Annotated in this window: 17 protein-coding genes; 5 read left to right on the plus strand and 12 right to left on the minus strand. The window is 59.5% G+C overall.

Translation table 11 applies throughout. The features are described 5' to 3' along the window. Positions 1-57: 57 nt before the first annotated feature. From F475_RS04635 to F475_RS04660, 5 genes are all read right to left on the minus strand, one after another. Positions 58-1,095 carry a DNA topoisomerase IB gene (locus F475_RS04635; protein WP_111453259.1) on the minus strand — a complete coding sequence of 346 codons (1,038 nt, stop codon included), beginning with the start codon at positions 1,093-1,095 and terminating at the stop codon, positions 58-60. 85 nt (positions 1,096-1,180) lie between these two features. Then, on the minus strand, positions 1,181-2,260 hold the full coding sequence (gene modC, locus F475_RS04640) for a molybdenum ABC transporter ATP-binding protein (RefSeq protein ID WP_111453260.1): 1,080 nt from the start codon (positions 2,258-2,260) through the stop codon (positions 1,181-1,183). 3 nt (positions 2,261-2,263) lie between these two features. Beyond that, positions 2,264-2,944, minus strand: a complete 681-nt coding sequence (gene modB, locus F475_RS04645; protein ID WP_111453261.1) for a molybdate ABC transporter permease subunit — start codon at positions 2,942-2,944, stop codon at positions 2,264-2,266. Further along, on the minus strand, positions 2,945-3,697 hold the full coding sequence (gene modA / locus F475_RS04650; protein WP_371924250.1) for a molybdate ABC transporter substrate-binding protein: 753 nt from the start codon (positions 3,695-3,697) through the stop codon (positions 2,945-2,947). A gap of 237 nt (positions 3,698-3,934) precedes the next feature. Continuing rightward, on the minus strand, positions 3,935-4,999 hold the full coding sequence (locus F475_RS04660) for a nitronate monooxygenase family protein (protein ID WP_111453264.1): 1,065 nt from the start codon (positions 4,997-4,999) through the stop codon (positions 3,935-3,937). A 214-nt stretch (positions 5,000-5,213) separates the two neighbouring features. Here F475_RS04660 and F475_RS04665 point away from each other — a divergent pair, with 214 nt between their 5' ends. Both F475_RS04665 and F475_RS04670 read left to right on the plus strand, forming a co-directional pair. After that, positions 5,214-6,197 (plus strand): MDR family oxidoreductase, encoded by a 984-nt coding sequence (locus tag F475_RS04665; RefSeq protein WP_111453265.1) that lies wholly within the window; start codon positions 5,214-5,216, stop codon positions 6,195-6,197. 53 nt (positions 6,198-6,250) lie between these two features. Further along, entirely contained in the window at positions 6,251-6,739 is a 489-nt protein-coding gene (locus tag F475_RS04670) for a GyrI-like domain-containing protein (protein WP_111453266.1), read from the plus strand. On the opposite strand, the gene ada is transcribed toward F475_RS04670, so the two are convergent. The 5 genes from ada to F475_RS04690 form a co-directional block, all read right to left on the minus strand. Continuing rightward, positions 6,703-7,776 (minus strand): bifunctional DNA-binding transcriptional regulator/O6-methylguanine-DNA methyltransferase Ada, encoded by a 1,074-nt coding sequence (gene ada / locus F475_RS04675; protein ID WP_026346071.1) that lies wholly within the window; start codon positions 7,774-7,776, stop codon positions 6,703-6,705. The genes F475_RS04670 and ada overlap by 37 nt on opposite strands. Positions 7,777-7,863: 87 nt before the next feature. Then, complete coding sequence (alkB, locus tag F475_RS04680; protein ID WP_111453267.1) at positions 7,864-8,544, minus strand: DNA oxidative demethylase AlkB; 681 nt, start codon at positions 8,542-8,544, stop codon at positions 7,864-7,866. Further along, on the minus strand, positions 8,534-9,244 hold the full coding sequence (locus F475_RS04685; RefSeq protein WP_018929065.1) for a 2OG-Fe(II) oxygenase: 711 nt from the start codon (positions 9,242-9,244) through the stop codon (positions 8,534-8,536). The genes alkB and F475_RS04685 overlap by 11 nt, the downstream gene beginning before the upstream one ends. 129 nt (positions 9,245-9,373) lie before the next feature. Next, positions 9,374-9,544 carry a hypothetical protein gene (locus tag F475_RS30400; protein ID WP_086945763.1) on the minus strand — a complete coding sequence of 57 codons (171 nt, stop codon included), beginning with the start codon at positions 9,542-9,544 and terminating at the stop codon, positions 9,374-9,376. Positions 9,545-9,572: 28 nt separating this feature from the next. Further along, a complete protein-coding gene (locus F475_RS04690) occupies positions 9,573-9,875 on the minus strand; it encodes a DUF1883 domain-containing protein (protein WP_007900033.1) in 303 nt (100 codons plus the stop codon). Positions 9,876-10,087: 212 nt separating this feature from the next. Between F475_RS04690 and F475_RS04695 the strand changes: the two genes are divergently transcribed. Then, complete coding sequence (locus F475_RS04695) at positions 10,088-10,444, plus strand: hypothetical protein (protein ID WP_018929068.1); 357 nt, start codon at positions 10,088-10,090, stop codon at positions 10,442-10,444. A gap of 72 nt (positions 10,445-10,516) precedes the next feature. Further along, the gene (locus F475_RS04700; protein WP_007935641.1) at positions 10,517-10,747 is read left to right on the plus strand and encodes a hypothetical protein; all 231 of its coding nucleotides are present in this window, start codon (positions 10,517-10,519) and stop codon (positions 10,745-10,747) included. Between the two features lie 13 nt (positions 10,748-10,760). Here F475_RS04700 and F475_RS04705 read toward each other — a convergent pair whose 3' ends face one another. Both F475_RS04705 and F475_RS04710 read right to left on the minus strand, forming a co-directional pair. Beyond that, positions 10,761-11,042, minus strand: coding sequence for a hypothetical protein (locus F475_RS04705; RefSeq protein ID WP_018929069.1), 282 nt, complete (start codon positions 11,040-11,042; stop codon positions 10,761-10,763). A gap of 140 nt (positions 11,043-11,182) precedes the next feature. Further along, positions 11,183-11,371 carry a hypothetical protein gene (locus F475_RS04710; protein ID WP_111453268.1) on the minus strand — a complete coding sequence of 63 codons (189 nt, stop codon included), beginning with the start codon at positions 11,369-11,371 and terminating at the stop codon, positions 11,183-11,185. Between the two features lie 280 nt (positions 11,372-11,651). Here F475_RS04710 and galU point away from each other — a divergent pair, with 280 nt between their 5' ends. Beyond that, on the plus strand, positions 11,652-12,491 hold the full coding sequence (gene galU, locus F475_RS04715; protein WP_003182953.1) for a UTP--glucose-1-phosphate uridylyltransferase GalU: 840 nt from the start codon (positions 11,652-11,654) through the stop codon (positions 12,489-12,491). Positions 12,492-12,524 lie beyond the last annotated feature (33 nt).

Below are 12,524 nucleotides of genomic sequence, written 5' to 3' on the forward strand. Positions count from 1 at the left end.
GATCATGCAAAAAACTGGTGGGTCAGTTCGTCGGTTCAGTGCACCCCAGAAGTCGACTCATGGTGTTTCAGCCTTCTCGATGAGCTTCTCCAGAAACACCGCCAGCGCCACTTCCTCTGCCCTGAGCCTTTTACGCCCCCGCGACGGCGGCAGTCCGGCCAATGCGCCTTGCATAAACTCATCGACGACCGCCGGGTGGATGTAGCACTTGCGGCAAACCGCCGGGGTATTGCCCAGTTGCCGGGCGACATGCTTGACCATGTCCACCACCTGCCGCTTTGCATCGGCTGGCGATTGCCACTGCAGCTTGCGCAACACTGCCAACGCCAGCGCACTGCCGGCCCAGGTGCGGTAATCCTTGGCGGTGAAATCGGCGCCGGTCAGCATTTGCAAGTAAGCGTTGACGTCGGAGGAGCTGACGGTGTGCCGGTCACCGTTTTCGTCCAGATACTGAAAGAGGTTTTGCCCGGGAATCTCCAGGCAGCGCTTGATGATCCGCGCCAGGCGCCGGTCTTTTACGGTGATCTGGTGCTCGATGCCGCTCTTGCCGCGAAACTGGAACATGATCGCGCTGCCGTTGATCTCGACGTGACGGTTGCGCAGGGTCGTCAGGCCATAGGAGCGGTTGTCCCGGGCGTATTGAGTGTTGCCAACCCGGATCAGCGTTGCATCGAGCAAGGTAATCACCGTGGCCATCACCTTGTCGCGACTGAAGCCGGGAGTCGCCAACAGGGTTTCAAGCTGCTTGCGCAGTTTCGGCAGGGCCAGGCCGAAGTCCCGCAAGCGTGAATATTTGTCGGCATCGCGCACTTCGCGCCAGCGCGGGTGATAACGGTATTGCTTGCGGCCACGGGCATCGCGACCGGTGGCTTGCAGATGACCGCGCGGGTCGGGGCAAATCCATACATCGGTGTAGGCGGGTGGTACTGCGAGGGCGTTGATGCGTTTGATTTCATCCGGATCGGTAATGCGGCGACCCGACGGGGCGAAATAGCCGAATGCGCCACGCAGCTTCTTGCGGGTGATGCCAGGCTGGCTGTCGTCGACGTAATGCAGGTCGGACGGCAGTCCCTCGGACAACGCGGTATCTGGCATGGCAGGCAATCCCGGGCGGCGAGTCAGGGTGTTAAGCCATTGACCACGCGCCATTGCCGGGGTGCCTAAAGAATGCCGACAGATTTCAGGCCAACACCGCCACCGCTTTGATCTGCGCCCAGAGTTGCTGGCCGGGGTGCACGCCCAGTTGATCCCGGGAGTAGCGGGTGATTCGCGCCAGCAGCGGTGTGCCGGCGGCATTCAGGCGGATCAGTACGTGAGCAGCGTTGTCGGCGCCGATTTCACTGATCACCGTGACCGGCAGGCGATTGAGGATGCTGCTCTGTTCGACGCCTTGCAGGCTCAGGCTGACATCCCGCGCTTGAACCTTGCAGCGCAATGCCTGGCCCTTGGTCATCGGCGCGTGGGCGACCCGAATGCTCAGGTCGGTGTCGGGCAGTTGCAAGGTCAACAGCTGGTAGTCGGCGTCATAGGCGCTGACGTGCCCTTCGATCACCACGCCGGCGTCATCGCCCAGCGCCAGCGGCAGATCGAGCCGGGCCAGGGTTTCGCCGATGGCGCCGCTGGCCAAAGCCTTGCCGTTGCTGAGCAGGACGAGGTGATCGGCAAGCCGCGCGACTTCATCCTGGGAATGGCTGACGTACAGCACCGGGATGTCGAGCTCATCGTGCAACCGTTGCAGGTAAGGCAGGATTTCGTTTTTACGCTGGGTATCAAGCGCCGCCAGTGGCTCGTCCATCAGCAGCAGTTTGGGACTGGTGAGCAGGGCACGGGCGATGCCGATACGCTGGCGCTCGCCGCCGGAAAGATTCTGCGGATTGCGGTCGAGTAAATGGCCAATCCCTAGCAGTTCAGTGGCATGCGCCATGTCGACCCGCCGCTGTTGGCGAGGGATGCGCTTGAGGCCGAATTCAAGATTGGCCCGCACCGACAGATGGTGAAACAGGCTGGCTTCCTGGAAAACATAACCCAGGGCGCGTTTATGCGGCGGGACGAAAATCCGCTTGTCGCTGTCCTGCCAGACTTCATCGTTGATCTGGATAAAACCCTGCCCGGCCTGTTCCAGGCCGGCGATGCAACGCAGGCAGGTGGTTTTGCCCGAACCGGAATGACCATAGAGCGCAGTCACTCCACGGCCGGGCAATTGCAAGTCGATATCCAGGGCAAATCCCGAATAGCTCAGTTTCAAGCGCATTTGAATCATGGGTCAGCTCCAGGCCGCTTTGGTTTTACGGCTGGAGTAGAGCGCCAGCAACACTGCAAAGGAAAACACCAGCATTGCCCCGGCCAGCCAATGGGCTTGGGCGTATTCCATGGCTTCGACGTGATCGTAGATCTGCACCGAGACCACGCGGGTTTTGTCGGGAATGTTGCCACCGATCATCAGCACCACGCCGAACTCGCCGACAGTGTGGGCAAAACCGAGAATGGCCGCGGTGATGAAACCGGGACGGGCCAGCGGCACAATCACGCTGAAGAACGTGTCCCAGGGGTTGGCGCGCAAGGTGGCGGCCACTTCCAATGGGCGAGTGCCGATGGCGGAAAAGGCATTTTGCAGCGGCTGGACCACGAACGGCATCGAGTACAGCACCGAGCCGATCACCAGCCCCGCAAAACTGAAGCTCAGGGTGCCGAGTCCCAGCGATTGGGTGAAGTGGCCGATCCACCCGTTCGGGCCGAGCGCCAACAGTAAATAAAAGCCAATCACCGTGGGTGGCAGCACCAGGGGCAGGGCGACGATCGCCCCGACCGGGCCGCGTAACCAGGATTGGGTACGCGACAGCCATAACGCAATCGGAGTGCCAATGATCAGCAGGATGACCGTGGTCAGGGACGCCAGTTTCAGGGTCAGCCAGATCGCGGAGTAATCGGCACTCGATAGCGTCATTTAGAGTTGGTAACCATAGGACTTGATGACGGCGGCGGCTTTCGGCCCCTTGAGGTAGTCAACCAATGCCTGGGCGGCCGGGTTGTCCTTGCCCTTGTTGAGGATCACCGCGTCTTGTTTGATCGGATCATGCAGGTTGGCCGGAACGATCCAGGCCGAACCGCTGGTCACTTTGCCGTCTTTGTAGATCTGCGACAAGGCCACAAAACCGAGTTCGGCATTGCCGGTGGACACGAATTGGTAAGCCTGGGTGATGTTCTGGCCTTCAACGATCTTGTCTTTGACCTTGTCAGTCAGGCCTTGCTTGGCCAACACTTGAGTGGCAGCCAGGCCATATGGGGCGGCTTTCGGGTTGGCGATGGAAAGATGCTGATACTGGTTGTCGCTCAGAACCTTGCCCTTGGCGTCGACATAACCTTCCTTGGCCGACCACAGCGCCAGCGTGCCGATGGCGTAGGTGAAGCGCGAACCCTTGACGGTGTCGCCTTCGGTCTCGAGTTTTTGTGGCGTGGTGTCATCCGCCGAGAGCAACACTTCGAACGGCGCGCCGTTCTTGATCTGGGTATAGAACTGGCCGGTTGCACCAAAGGAGGTGACCAGTTTGTGCCCGGTGTCTTTCTCGAAATCGGCAGCGATGGCCTGGATCGGCGCGGTGAAGTTGGCGGCAACGGCGACCTGGACTTCGTTCGCGTGGGCGGACCCGAAAGCGAACACGCTGAACAGGCACACAGGGGCAAAACGTGAGGCACGCATGGTCATGAAACGGCTCCGTGGTAGGCGAGTGAAGCGCTATATATAAGAATATATAGCGAAATGCCTGTAAACGGAACTTGCCGGATGCGGAGTTGGCACTGAACTGTGGCGAGGGAGCTGTTGTGGCGAAGGGGCTTGCCCCCGTTGGGCTGCGAAGCAGCCCCAGAATCTCGAAGTTATCGTAGATTTTGCGAGTGCTACGCACTCGAACGGGGGCAAGCCCCCTCGCCACAGGGATTAGCGGTGAAGCAATTTGGCCAATGCCTCATCCGCCAAACGCCGGGTAAGCTCTGCCGAAGTCAGTTCAACGCCCAGGGTGAACGCCTGCCCGGCCCAAAGGTTGCTGAAATCCGCTTCCCCTTTAGCCCGCAATGGCATCAGCGCACCGCCCGCCAAGGGGAAGGCCGGTGCCTTGGCGCTCATCGGCCCCAGCTCACGCATCACCCGATTGAGAATCCCGCGCGCCGGGCGCCCGGTGAAAATGTTGGTGACCGCTGTCTCGCTTTCCTTGGCCGTGCGTAACGCCTTGTGGTGGGACGCGCTGACCTTGGCCTCTGGCGTGAACAAATAAGCCGTACCTACCTGAACCGCCGATGCGCCCAACATGAAAGCCGCTGCGACGCCACGCGCATCGCTAATCCCGCCCGCCGCAATGACCGGCACTTTCACCGCATCAACGACCTGTGGCACCAGCGCGAAAGTACCCACCTGGCTGCTCAAATCATCACTGAGGAACATGCCCCGGTGACCACCAGCCTCGTAACCCATCGCAATGATCGCATCGCAGCCATGCTGCTCCAGCCAGATGGCTTCTTCGACCGTAGTCGCTGAGGAGAGAACTTTCGCCCCGGTGGCTTTTACCCGATCCAGCAGCGATTTTTCCGGCAGGCCGAAGTGAAAACTCACCACTGCGGGGCGAAACGCTTCGATCACTTCGCAGGCTGCGTTATCGAACGGCGCACGATTGGACACCGGCGTCGGTGCGTCGAAGTCGACGCCCAATTCCCGGTAGTACGGTTCCAGCAGATTCTTCCATTCCCGGGCGCGCTGCTCATCCGGCGGCGGAGGTTGGTGGCAGAAGAAATTGACGTTGAACGGACGCTGGGTGTGTTGGCGAATCGTCTTCAGTTCTTCGCGCAACTGCTCGATGCTCAGCATTGCGGCGGGCATGGAGCCGAGGCCGCCGGCGTTGCACACAGCAATCACCATGGCCGAAGTCGTCGCGCCGGCCATAGGGCCCTGGATGATCGGCAGCTCGATCCCGAGCAGGTCAAGAATGCGGGTGTCTGGCCATTGGCTCATGTGCAGTGTTCTCCGACGTCGAAACAGGGCAGGGACGGTAGAAGCAAGTATGTATCAGTAATGCCTGGCGCAAGGCCAGTCGAGTTTTTAATGCGTACAGGATGATCCGCAAGGCGCCAGCCGATGGGGATTGGCTTAAAGTCGGGTACGGTGATGGGGTTCCCTGTGTTATTTCAACAGCACGACAACTGAACGATTCCACCAGGAGGCAATGATGTTCAAAGGCATTTTGATCGACAAAGACGACAGCGGTTACCGGGCCACGCTGCAAGAGATCGCTGACGATCAATTGCCCGAGGGCGATGTGACGGTGCGTGTGGCGTACAGCACGCTGAACTTCAAGGATGGCCTGGCGATCACCGGCAGCAGCCCGGTGGTGCGCAAGTTCCCGATGGTGCCGGGGATCGATCTGGCGGGCACCGTCGAAGTCAGCAGTCACCCGGACTACAAGGTCGGTGATCAAGTCCTGCTCAATGGCTGGGGCGTCGGCGAAGGACATTGGGGCGGATTGGCGCAGAAAGCTCGCCTGAATGGCGACTGGCTGATTCCGTTGCCCAAGGCATTCACCGCCGCGCAAGCGATGGCCGTCGGCACGGCCGGCTACACGGCGATGCTGAGCATCCTGGCGCTGGAGCACAACGGCGTGAGTCCCGAACAGGGCGACGTACTGGTGACGGGCGCCAACGGTGGCGTAGGCAGTTTCGCCATCGCGCTACTGAGCAAACTCGGCTATCGCGTGGTGGCCTCCACCGGCCGCACCTCCGAACACGACTACCTCAAGCAATTGGGCGCCAGTGAGATCATCGACCGCGCCACATTGTCGGAGCCGGGCAAGCCGTTGGCCAAGGAGCGTTGGGCAGCGGTGATCGACTCGGTCGGCAGCCACACACTGGCCAACGCTTGTGCGAGCACCAGGGCTAACGGCACCGTCGCCGCCTGCGGCCTGGCCCAGGGCATGGACTTCCCGGCGTCCGTCGCACCGTTCATATTGCGCGGCGTGACCCTGGCCGGGATCAACAGCGTGACCCAACCCAAAGCCCGGCGGATACTGGCCTGGAATCGCCTGGCCAAGGACCTGGATTTCGCCTTGCTACCGCTGATCAGCCACGAAATCGGCTTGAGCGAAGCCATCGACGCCGCGCTGCGCTTGCTTGCCGGGCAGTTGCGCGGCCGGGTGGTGGTCGACGTCAATCGTTGATCGTCTTGGCACCAATCAAACAGACAAACTGTAGTGAAAAGGAAATAGCGACAATGGATGTAAAACTGCGTGAAGTGCTGCCCTTCAGTGTCTCGGGTTTGCAGGTGCGAACCCGCAATGCCGCAGAGCAGCAGCCGGATACCGCACGTATCGGCCCTTTGTGGGAACAATTTTTCGTCGAGGACGTTTTCGACAAAATCGCCCACAAACAGCCGGATTCCTTTATGTACGGCGTGTATTCCAACTACGAGTCCGACGCTTCAGGTCACTTCGATGTAACCTCGGGCGCGGCGGTCACCGCACCCTCCGAGGGCTTTGCGCAGATTCAGGTTGAGGGCGGCGATTACCTGGTGTTCAGCGCCAAAGGGGCGATGCCGGACAGCGTCATTCAGGCTTGGGGCTTTATCTGGGCTTACTTCGAAGACAACCCGCAGGTTCGCCGCAAGTTCGCCACGGACTTCGAGGTCTACACCGGCCCGGAATCCGTGGCGGTCTATATTGGCATTCAGGACCCGGACGCGTTTTCACGTTCCAGCAACTGACGCTTGCGTTCCACGCCCCAGCGGTAACCCGACAGGTTGCCGTCGCTGCGCACCACGCGATGGCAAGGGATCGCCACCGCCAAACTGTTCGCGCCACAGGCCTGGGCCACGGCGCGCATGGCTTTCGGTGCGCCGATGCGCTGAGCGATATCGGCGTAACTGGCGGTGCTGCCGACGGGAATCTCCCGCAGGGCTTGCCATACCCGCTCTTGAAACGCTGTGCCGCGTACATCCAGCGGCAAATCCAGGCCGAGGGCCGGGGCTTCGATAAAGCCGACGACCTTGGCGATCAACTGCTCGAACTCATGATCGGCGCCAATCAGGTTGGCGCGGCGAAACTTGTCCTGCAGGTCGCAGACCAGTTGATGCGGGTCGTCGCCCAGCAGAATCGCGCAGACTCCGCGCTCACTTTGTGCCACCAGAATCGCTCCCAGAGAGCACTGGCCGACGGCAAAGCGAATGTCATTGTTCTGCCCGGCCGCGCGATAGTCCCCGGGTGTCATGCCGAGCAATTGATCCGCTGCCTCATAGAAACGGCTGTTGGAATTGAATCCGGCGTCATACAGCGCATCGGTAACCGTGCCGCCATCGGTCAGGCGCTCGCGAACCTTGCGTGAACGATGGGCGGTGGCGTAGCCCTTGGGCGTCAGGCCAGTGATGGCCTTGAACACGCGGTGGAAGTGGAAACTGCTCAAACCGGCTGCATCCGCCAGCTCATTCAACGCCGGCAACGTTTCGGCGGATTCGATTTGACGGCACGCGGCGGCCACGGTCGCGGCGTGTTGCGCGGCGACGTCGCTGTGATCTTTCGCGGCCCGTTTGCTGGGGCGATAACCCGCCGCCTGAGCTTGCTCGGCCGTGTCGAAGAATTCGACGTTCTGCGGTTTCGGCAGGCGTGCCAGGCTGCTGGGGCGACAGTAGATACCGGTGGTTTTCACCGCATACACAAACTGCCCGTCGGCACGTGGATCGCGCGCGACCACGGCGGCCCAGCGAGGATCGTTTTCGGTGGCGATTGTTGGCGATTGAGTTGTCATGGCTTCATGTCCGTTGACCCGTTTCATGCAGATTAACCAGCCGGCACCGACGCCACACTCCGGGTCTTGCGGTCGAATTCGACTGCATCATCGCGCAGTACGAAAAGTGAAATTGATCCGCTGTTCGCCCAGCCGCGGATGCTGGCCTTCCTTGATCGGCAATACGCCGTGGTAACGCAAACGGTCCACGCCGCCCCAAACCACGATATCACCGTGAAACAGCGGCACCCGCTGGCTTTTGGCGTTGCGTTCGAAGCCGCCGAACAGGAACGTCGCCGGCAACCCCAAAGACACCGACACGATGGGGGCAGTGTAGGCGTTTTCGTTTTTGTCCTGATGCAACGACATCCTGGCCCCGGGAACATAGCGGTTGATCAGGCAGGAGTCCGGTACGAACGCCATAAACCCTGCCTTTCGCGCCGCCGCCTGGGCCAGTTCGAAAAACACCTCGGGCATTTCAGGCCAGGGCGCGCCGGTCTGCGGATCGTTGCGGGTGTACTGGTAGCCGCTGCGATCGGTGGTCCAGCCCCAGGTGCCGCAACTGCTCAAGGCCACCGACATGGTAAAGCCGCCGGGCGTGACCATCTGCCGAAACGGCGCCGCTGTCAGAACCGCCTCCAGAGCCGGTAGTAACCGGTCGAGCCAGGGCAGGGCAAAGCCCCTCAGGACGTAGGATTGTTCGCCGATCTGCTCGCGCCTGGGCTGCTGCTCGGGGTCGGCGTCGGCAAACAGATCGAAGGTGATCGGGTTCATGGGCTCATAACGCATCGTGAAAGATGATTCCAAGGGTATGCCGTTTTCCACTGTGCAGGCGACTCACCCCATGACGCAGGGTCACTCGGTAATAGCCGCGAACGCCTTTAACCGGGCGCTGATTCACGGCAAAAATCAACGCGTCACCTTTCTTCAGTCCGATGACTTGCGGGCGCGATTGCATCCGTGGGCGTTGTTCGGTCAGCACAAATTCGCCACCGGTAAAGTCCTCTCCCGGTTCTGACAGCAGAATCGCCACTTGCAGCGGGAACACGTGTTCGCCGTACAGATCCTGATGCAAGCAGTTGTAGTCCTGCGGGCCGTATTGCAGCAATAAAGGTGTCGGGCGTTCCTGGCCGGCGGCATGGCAGCGTTGCAGAAACGCTTCGTGGGATTCGGGGAAACGGGTCGGCAGATCCATGCATTCATACCAGCGATTGGCGATGGGAACCAGTCGAGGGTAGAGCGCGCTGCGCAATCGGGCCACCGGATCCGGCAGCGGGTATCTGAAGTATTTGTACTCGCCACGGCCAAAACCGTGGCGCGCCATCACCACTTTCGAGCGAAAGGGTTCGGGGCAGTCGTACAGGGCGCTTATTTCATCGCAGGTCTTATGGCTTAAAAGCGATTTGATGATCGCGCAGCCATCCTGGTCGAGTTGCTGCGTAAGTTTGCCCCAGTCGAGGGCATCGTGGTGAATCGGATCGGTAAGCAAGGGTTCTGACTCCTTGACCAAAAGGTCGAGGCGGCCAGTTTAGAGAGCGTTGCGGGAGCGGGCACTCCGGCGCTTGCGGTCGAATTCGCGAGAGGGGAGCAGACGTCCATGTTGTCGCTCCAGATCGCGTTACAGCGCTTTGCTGACGCTGATCTCGCTGATGACGTCTTCGCTCTGGCCATGCAGCTTGTCCAGCGCAGCCTTGGCTTCTTCTGCGGTGCCGTTTTCAAGCTGGGCGAATTCGAAGCGACGTTCGCCGTTGAGTTTGTATTTGATGACGTATTTGGTCGTCTGGGCCACGGTCATACCTGCCTGTTCTGGTGTGGGTTCAGCTCAGCTTCGAGCTGGAGCGGCGGATGATCTTGATCGAGTGCGTCAGGGTCGGTTTGCGGGTCACGCTGATCGGCCGGCGGTTGACCGTGTCGATGGTGATGTTCCAGAAACCGGTGCTCGGCGCGGTGATCCGGGCCGGGAAGGTGTCGAATGCGCCACCGTGATACGTGTGACGGCCGCCGTTCTTGAAGCTGCGGAAGTTGGCGTCGTTCATCAAGCGGATGTTGCACATTTGGGAGCACTGAATGACGACGATGTCGTCTTCGTTGAGGTGCTCGCGCTGGTGGATAAATTTCATGAGGCGCCTCCAGAAGGGCTTTTTCTACAAAATCAAAACGATAGCATGGGCGATTGGCGCAGTTTATCAGCCCGAACAGGTTATTATCTGGCTGTCGGGGTCCGCTTTGACAATTAAAAACAGTTATTTGGAATTCTATGAGCGATAAATGCAGGGAGCCTTGGAGAAAAACAGCATTTGTGCTGTCGGAGGGTCTTTATCGGAGGTTTCATATGAAATGGGGTGTTCTGGTCGTGCCGTTTGTATTGGCAGTGGGTGGATGTGCGACGGTCTCGGACATCACTGCGTCGTTGCCTACCATGAACGTGATTTCAGGCAAGAAACCCCATGAGTACGCCCAGTGCCTGGTCGAGAAATTGGCCAGTAGCCGTGGGGCCTTGCAAGTCGAGCCGCAAAAGGATGGCATGCGGGTGATTGTGCCGCAGAAGTTCTCCTCGGGGCCGGCAGCGGTGTTTGACATTGAAGACCGCTCCGGTGGCAGCAGCATCAAACTGCATGAGCGCATCTCCAATGTGCCGTTGCGCCCATGGGATGTACGCAATGCCGCCACCGCGTGCATTTCCGGCTGATAAACTACCCCCGGTCAGCATCGATGCCGTCAAAGTCGCACTTTGACGGCATTGTCATTTCTGGAGTCGAGCATGAAACGAGAGCAGGTGCGGGAGCGCCACGCAGAGGGTCATATCTCTGCCACCCATGTGATTCAGAACCCGGCGAATCCGGGGGAGTGGATCGTATTTTTCAAAAAAAGCGCCGGGCGCAGTTTTTTCCTGGTGGATGACAACGATGAAGTCGAGTCCTTCAGCCGCCTCGACGATTTGATCGAGACGGTACGCGGGCTCGGGATCAAGTTCGCCGAAATCCATATGTAGGGCAATGGGTGCCCTACTTGCAGACCACCACCACACTGCGGTTCTTGTAATTGCCGACGTCGACGCCCAGGGTTTTGTCGCTTTCCTTGGTCGAAGGTGTACCGTCGGTACCGACAATCCGATAGCCGGTACCGGCGCAAGAGGCATCGGCTTTTTCGTAGCAACTGGCCCAGGCGTTGGCTTCCCCGGAGCAGTCGATGGTCAGGCCTTGCTCGCCATTTTTCAGGTAAGTCGTTTCTGACGTGGCGCAGCCACTCAGGGCCAGTACCGCAATCAGTGGCAAGAATCTTTTCATGTCGTGGTCGTCGTCAGTGATGGGGGCTAAACGCTATGACAGCGGCTGCAACGAAAGGTTATAGCGATTGGCCACTTCGTTGCAGGCATTCACAAAAAAGCCCTGCGCAAAGACAGGGCTGCGGTCGCGCCAGGTTCAGCTCAAGGCTTGTCCTTGCCGCGCCGCTTGGGTGCTGCGGGTTGATCCTGCAACACCAATGCCACTTCAATCGCCAACGCTTCTGTAGGGAACGGCCCGGCAATATTCTCGCCGCCGACGCTGTCTATCCACCACTGGCCGTCTTTCGCCTGATTGATCAGGTACCCGTTGACGCTTTTTGCTGCCGACATCTATCTGCCTCGTTGGCTGGTTCAGGTGCGCAATGATAGCGCCAAATGCCCTCAACGGGTGCCGATGGGTGTAGGGTGGGGCAGATTGTCGCTAGACTGATGGCCGCGCAGGTCGTCGATCTCTGCTATCTATAAGACGTTGTGCAGCTTATCTGCGGAACTATCCATCAGAATATTTCTCTATGATGGCGTCGGTTAGCCAGTGCGGGGCATTGTAAGGTGCACGCCGCCTGATTAGACTGCGCCGAAACTCGTACACACAGCCCTTTCAAGGACTTATATGATCAAGAAATGCTTGTTCCCAGCAGCCGGTTACGGTACTCGCTTCCTGCCAGCGACTAAAGCCATGCCCAAAGAAATGCTGCCGGTGGTAAACAAGCCACTGATCCAGTACGGCGTCGAAGAAGCACTGGATGCCGGGTTGACCGAAATCTCCATCGTTACCGGTCGCGGCAAACGCGCCCTGGAAGACCACTTCGACATCAGCTACGAGCTGGAAAACCAGATCAAGGGCACTGACAAGGAGAAATACCTTGTCGGCATCCGTAAACTGCTCGACGAGTGCTCGTTCTCCTACACTCGCCAGACCGAAATGAAAGGCCTGGGCCACGCAATCCTGACCGGCCGTCCACTGATTGGCGACGAACCTTTCGCCGTAGTACTGGCGGACGACTTGTGCGTCAACCTCGAAGGCGACGGCGTACTGACCCAGATGGTCAAGCTGTACAAGCAGTTCCGCTGCTCGATCGTGGCCATCCAGGAAGTCGATCCTCAGGAAACCAACAAGTACGGCGTGATCGCCGGCGAGATGATTCGCGACGACATCTATCGCGTTCACAGCATGGTCGAGAAGCCAAAACCTGAAGATGCACCGTCGAACCTGGCGATCATCGGCCGTTACATCCTGACCCCGGACATCTTCGACCTGATCGAGCAGACCGAGCCAGGCAAGGGCGGCGAAATCCAGATCACCGACGCCCTGATGAAGCAAGCGCAAAACGGCTGCGTCATGGCCTACAAGTTCAAAGGCAAGCGTTTCGACTGCGGTGGCGCCGAAGGCTACATCGACGCAACCAACTTCTGCTTCGAGAACTTCTACAAGACTGGCAAGGCTTACTGATAGCGCCTGAGCTGCTTGTATTGAAAAGCCACC

It is taken from the genome of Pseudomonas sp. URMO17WK12:I6 (assembly GCF_003253625.1).
Classification (GTDB): Bacteria; Pseudomonadota; Gammaproteobacteria; order Pseudomonadales; family Pseudomonadaceae; genus Aquipseudomonas.

What these genes read in the sequence shown, in the direction of transcription:
- F475_RS04635 (WP_111453259.1), bottom strand. Translation starts at nt 1,095, where the DNA reads ATGCCAGATACCGCGTTGTCCGAGGGACTGCCGTCCGACCTGCATTAC.
- modC (WP_111453260.1), bottom strand. Translation starts at nt 2,260, where the DNA reads ATGATTCAAATGCGCTTGAAACTGAGCTATTCGGGATTTGCCCTGGAT.
- modB (WP_111453261.1), bottom strand. Translation starts at nt 2,944, where the DNA reads ATGACGCTATCGAGTGCCGATTACTCCGCGATCTGGCTGACCCTGAAA.
- modA (WP_371924250.1), bottom strand. Translation starts at nt 3,697, where the DNA reads ATGCGTGCCTCACGTTTTGCCCCTGTGTGCCTGTTCAGCGTGTTCGCT.
- F475_RS04660 (WP_111453264.1), bottom strand. Translation starts at nt 4,999, where the DNA reads ATGAGCCAATGGCCAGACACCCGCATTCTTGACCTGCTCGGGATCGAG.
- F475_RS04665 (WP_111453265.1), top strand. Translation starts at nt 5,214, where the DNA reads ATGTTCAAAGGCATTTTGATCGACAAAGACGACAGCGGTTACCGGGCC.
- F475_RS04670 (WP_111453266.1), top strand. Translation starts at nt 6,251, where the DNA reads ATGGATGTAAAACTGCGTGAAGTGCTGCCCTTCAGTGTCTCGGGTTTG.
- ada (WP_026346071.1), bottom strand. Translation starts at nt 7,776, where the DNA reads ATGACAACTCAATCGCCAACAATCGCCACCGAAAACGATCCTCGCTGG.
- alkB (WP_111453267.1), bottom strand. Translation starts at nt 8,544, where the DNA reads ATGCGTTATGAGCCCATGAACCCGATCACCTTCGATCTGTTTGCCGAC.
- F475_RS04690 (WP_007900033.1), bottom strand. Translation starts at nt 9,875, where the DNA reads ATGAAATTTATCCACCAGCGCGAGCACCTCAACGAAGACGACATCGTC.
- F475_RS04695 (WP_018929068.1), top strand. Translation starts at nt 10,088, where the DNA reads ATGAAATGGGGTGTTCTGGTCGTGCCGTTTGTATTGGCAGTGGGTGGA.
- F475_RS04700 (WP_007935641.1), top strand. Translation starts at nt 10,517, where the DNA reads ATGAAACGAGAGCAGGTGCGGGAGCGCCACGCAGAGGGTCATATCTCT.
- F475_RS04705 (WP_018929069.1), bottom strand. Translation starts at nt 11,042, where the DNA reads ATGAAAAGATTCTTGCCACTGATTGCGGTACTGGCCCTGAGTGGCTGC.
- F475_RS04710 (WP_111453268.1), bottom strand. Translation starts at nt 11,371, where the DNA reads ATGTCGGCAGCAAAAAGCGTCAACGGGTACCTGATCAATCAGGCGAAA.
- galU (WP_003182953.1), top strand. Translation starts at nt 11,652, where the DNA reads ATGATCAAGAAATGCTTGTTCCCAGCAGCCGGTTACGGTACTCGCTTC.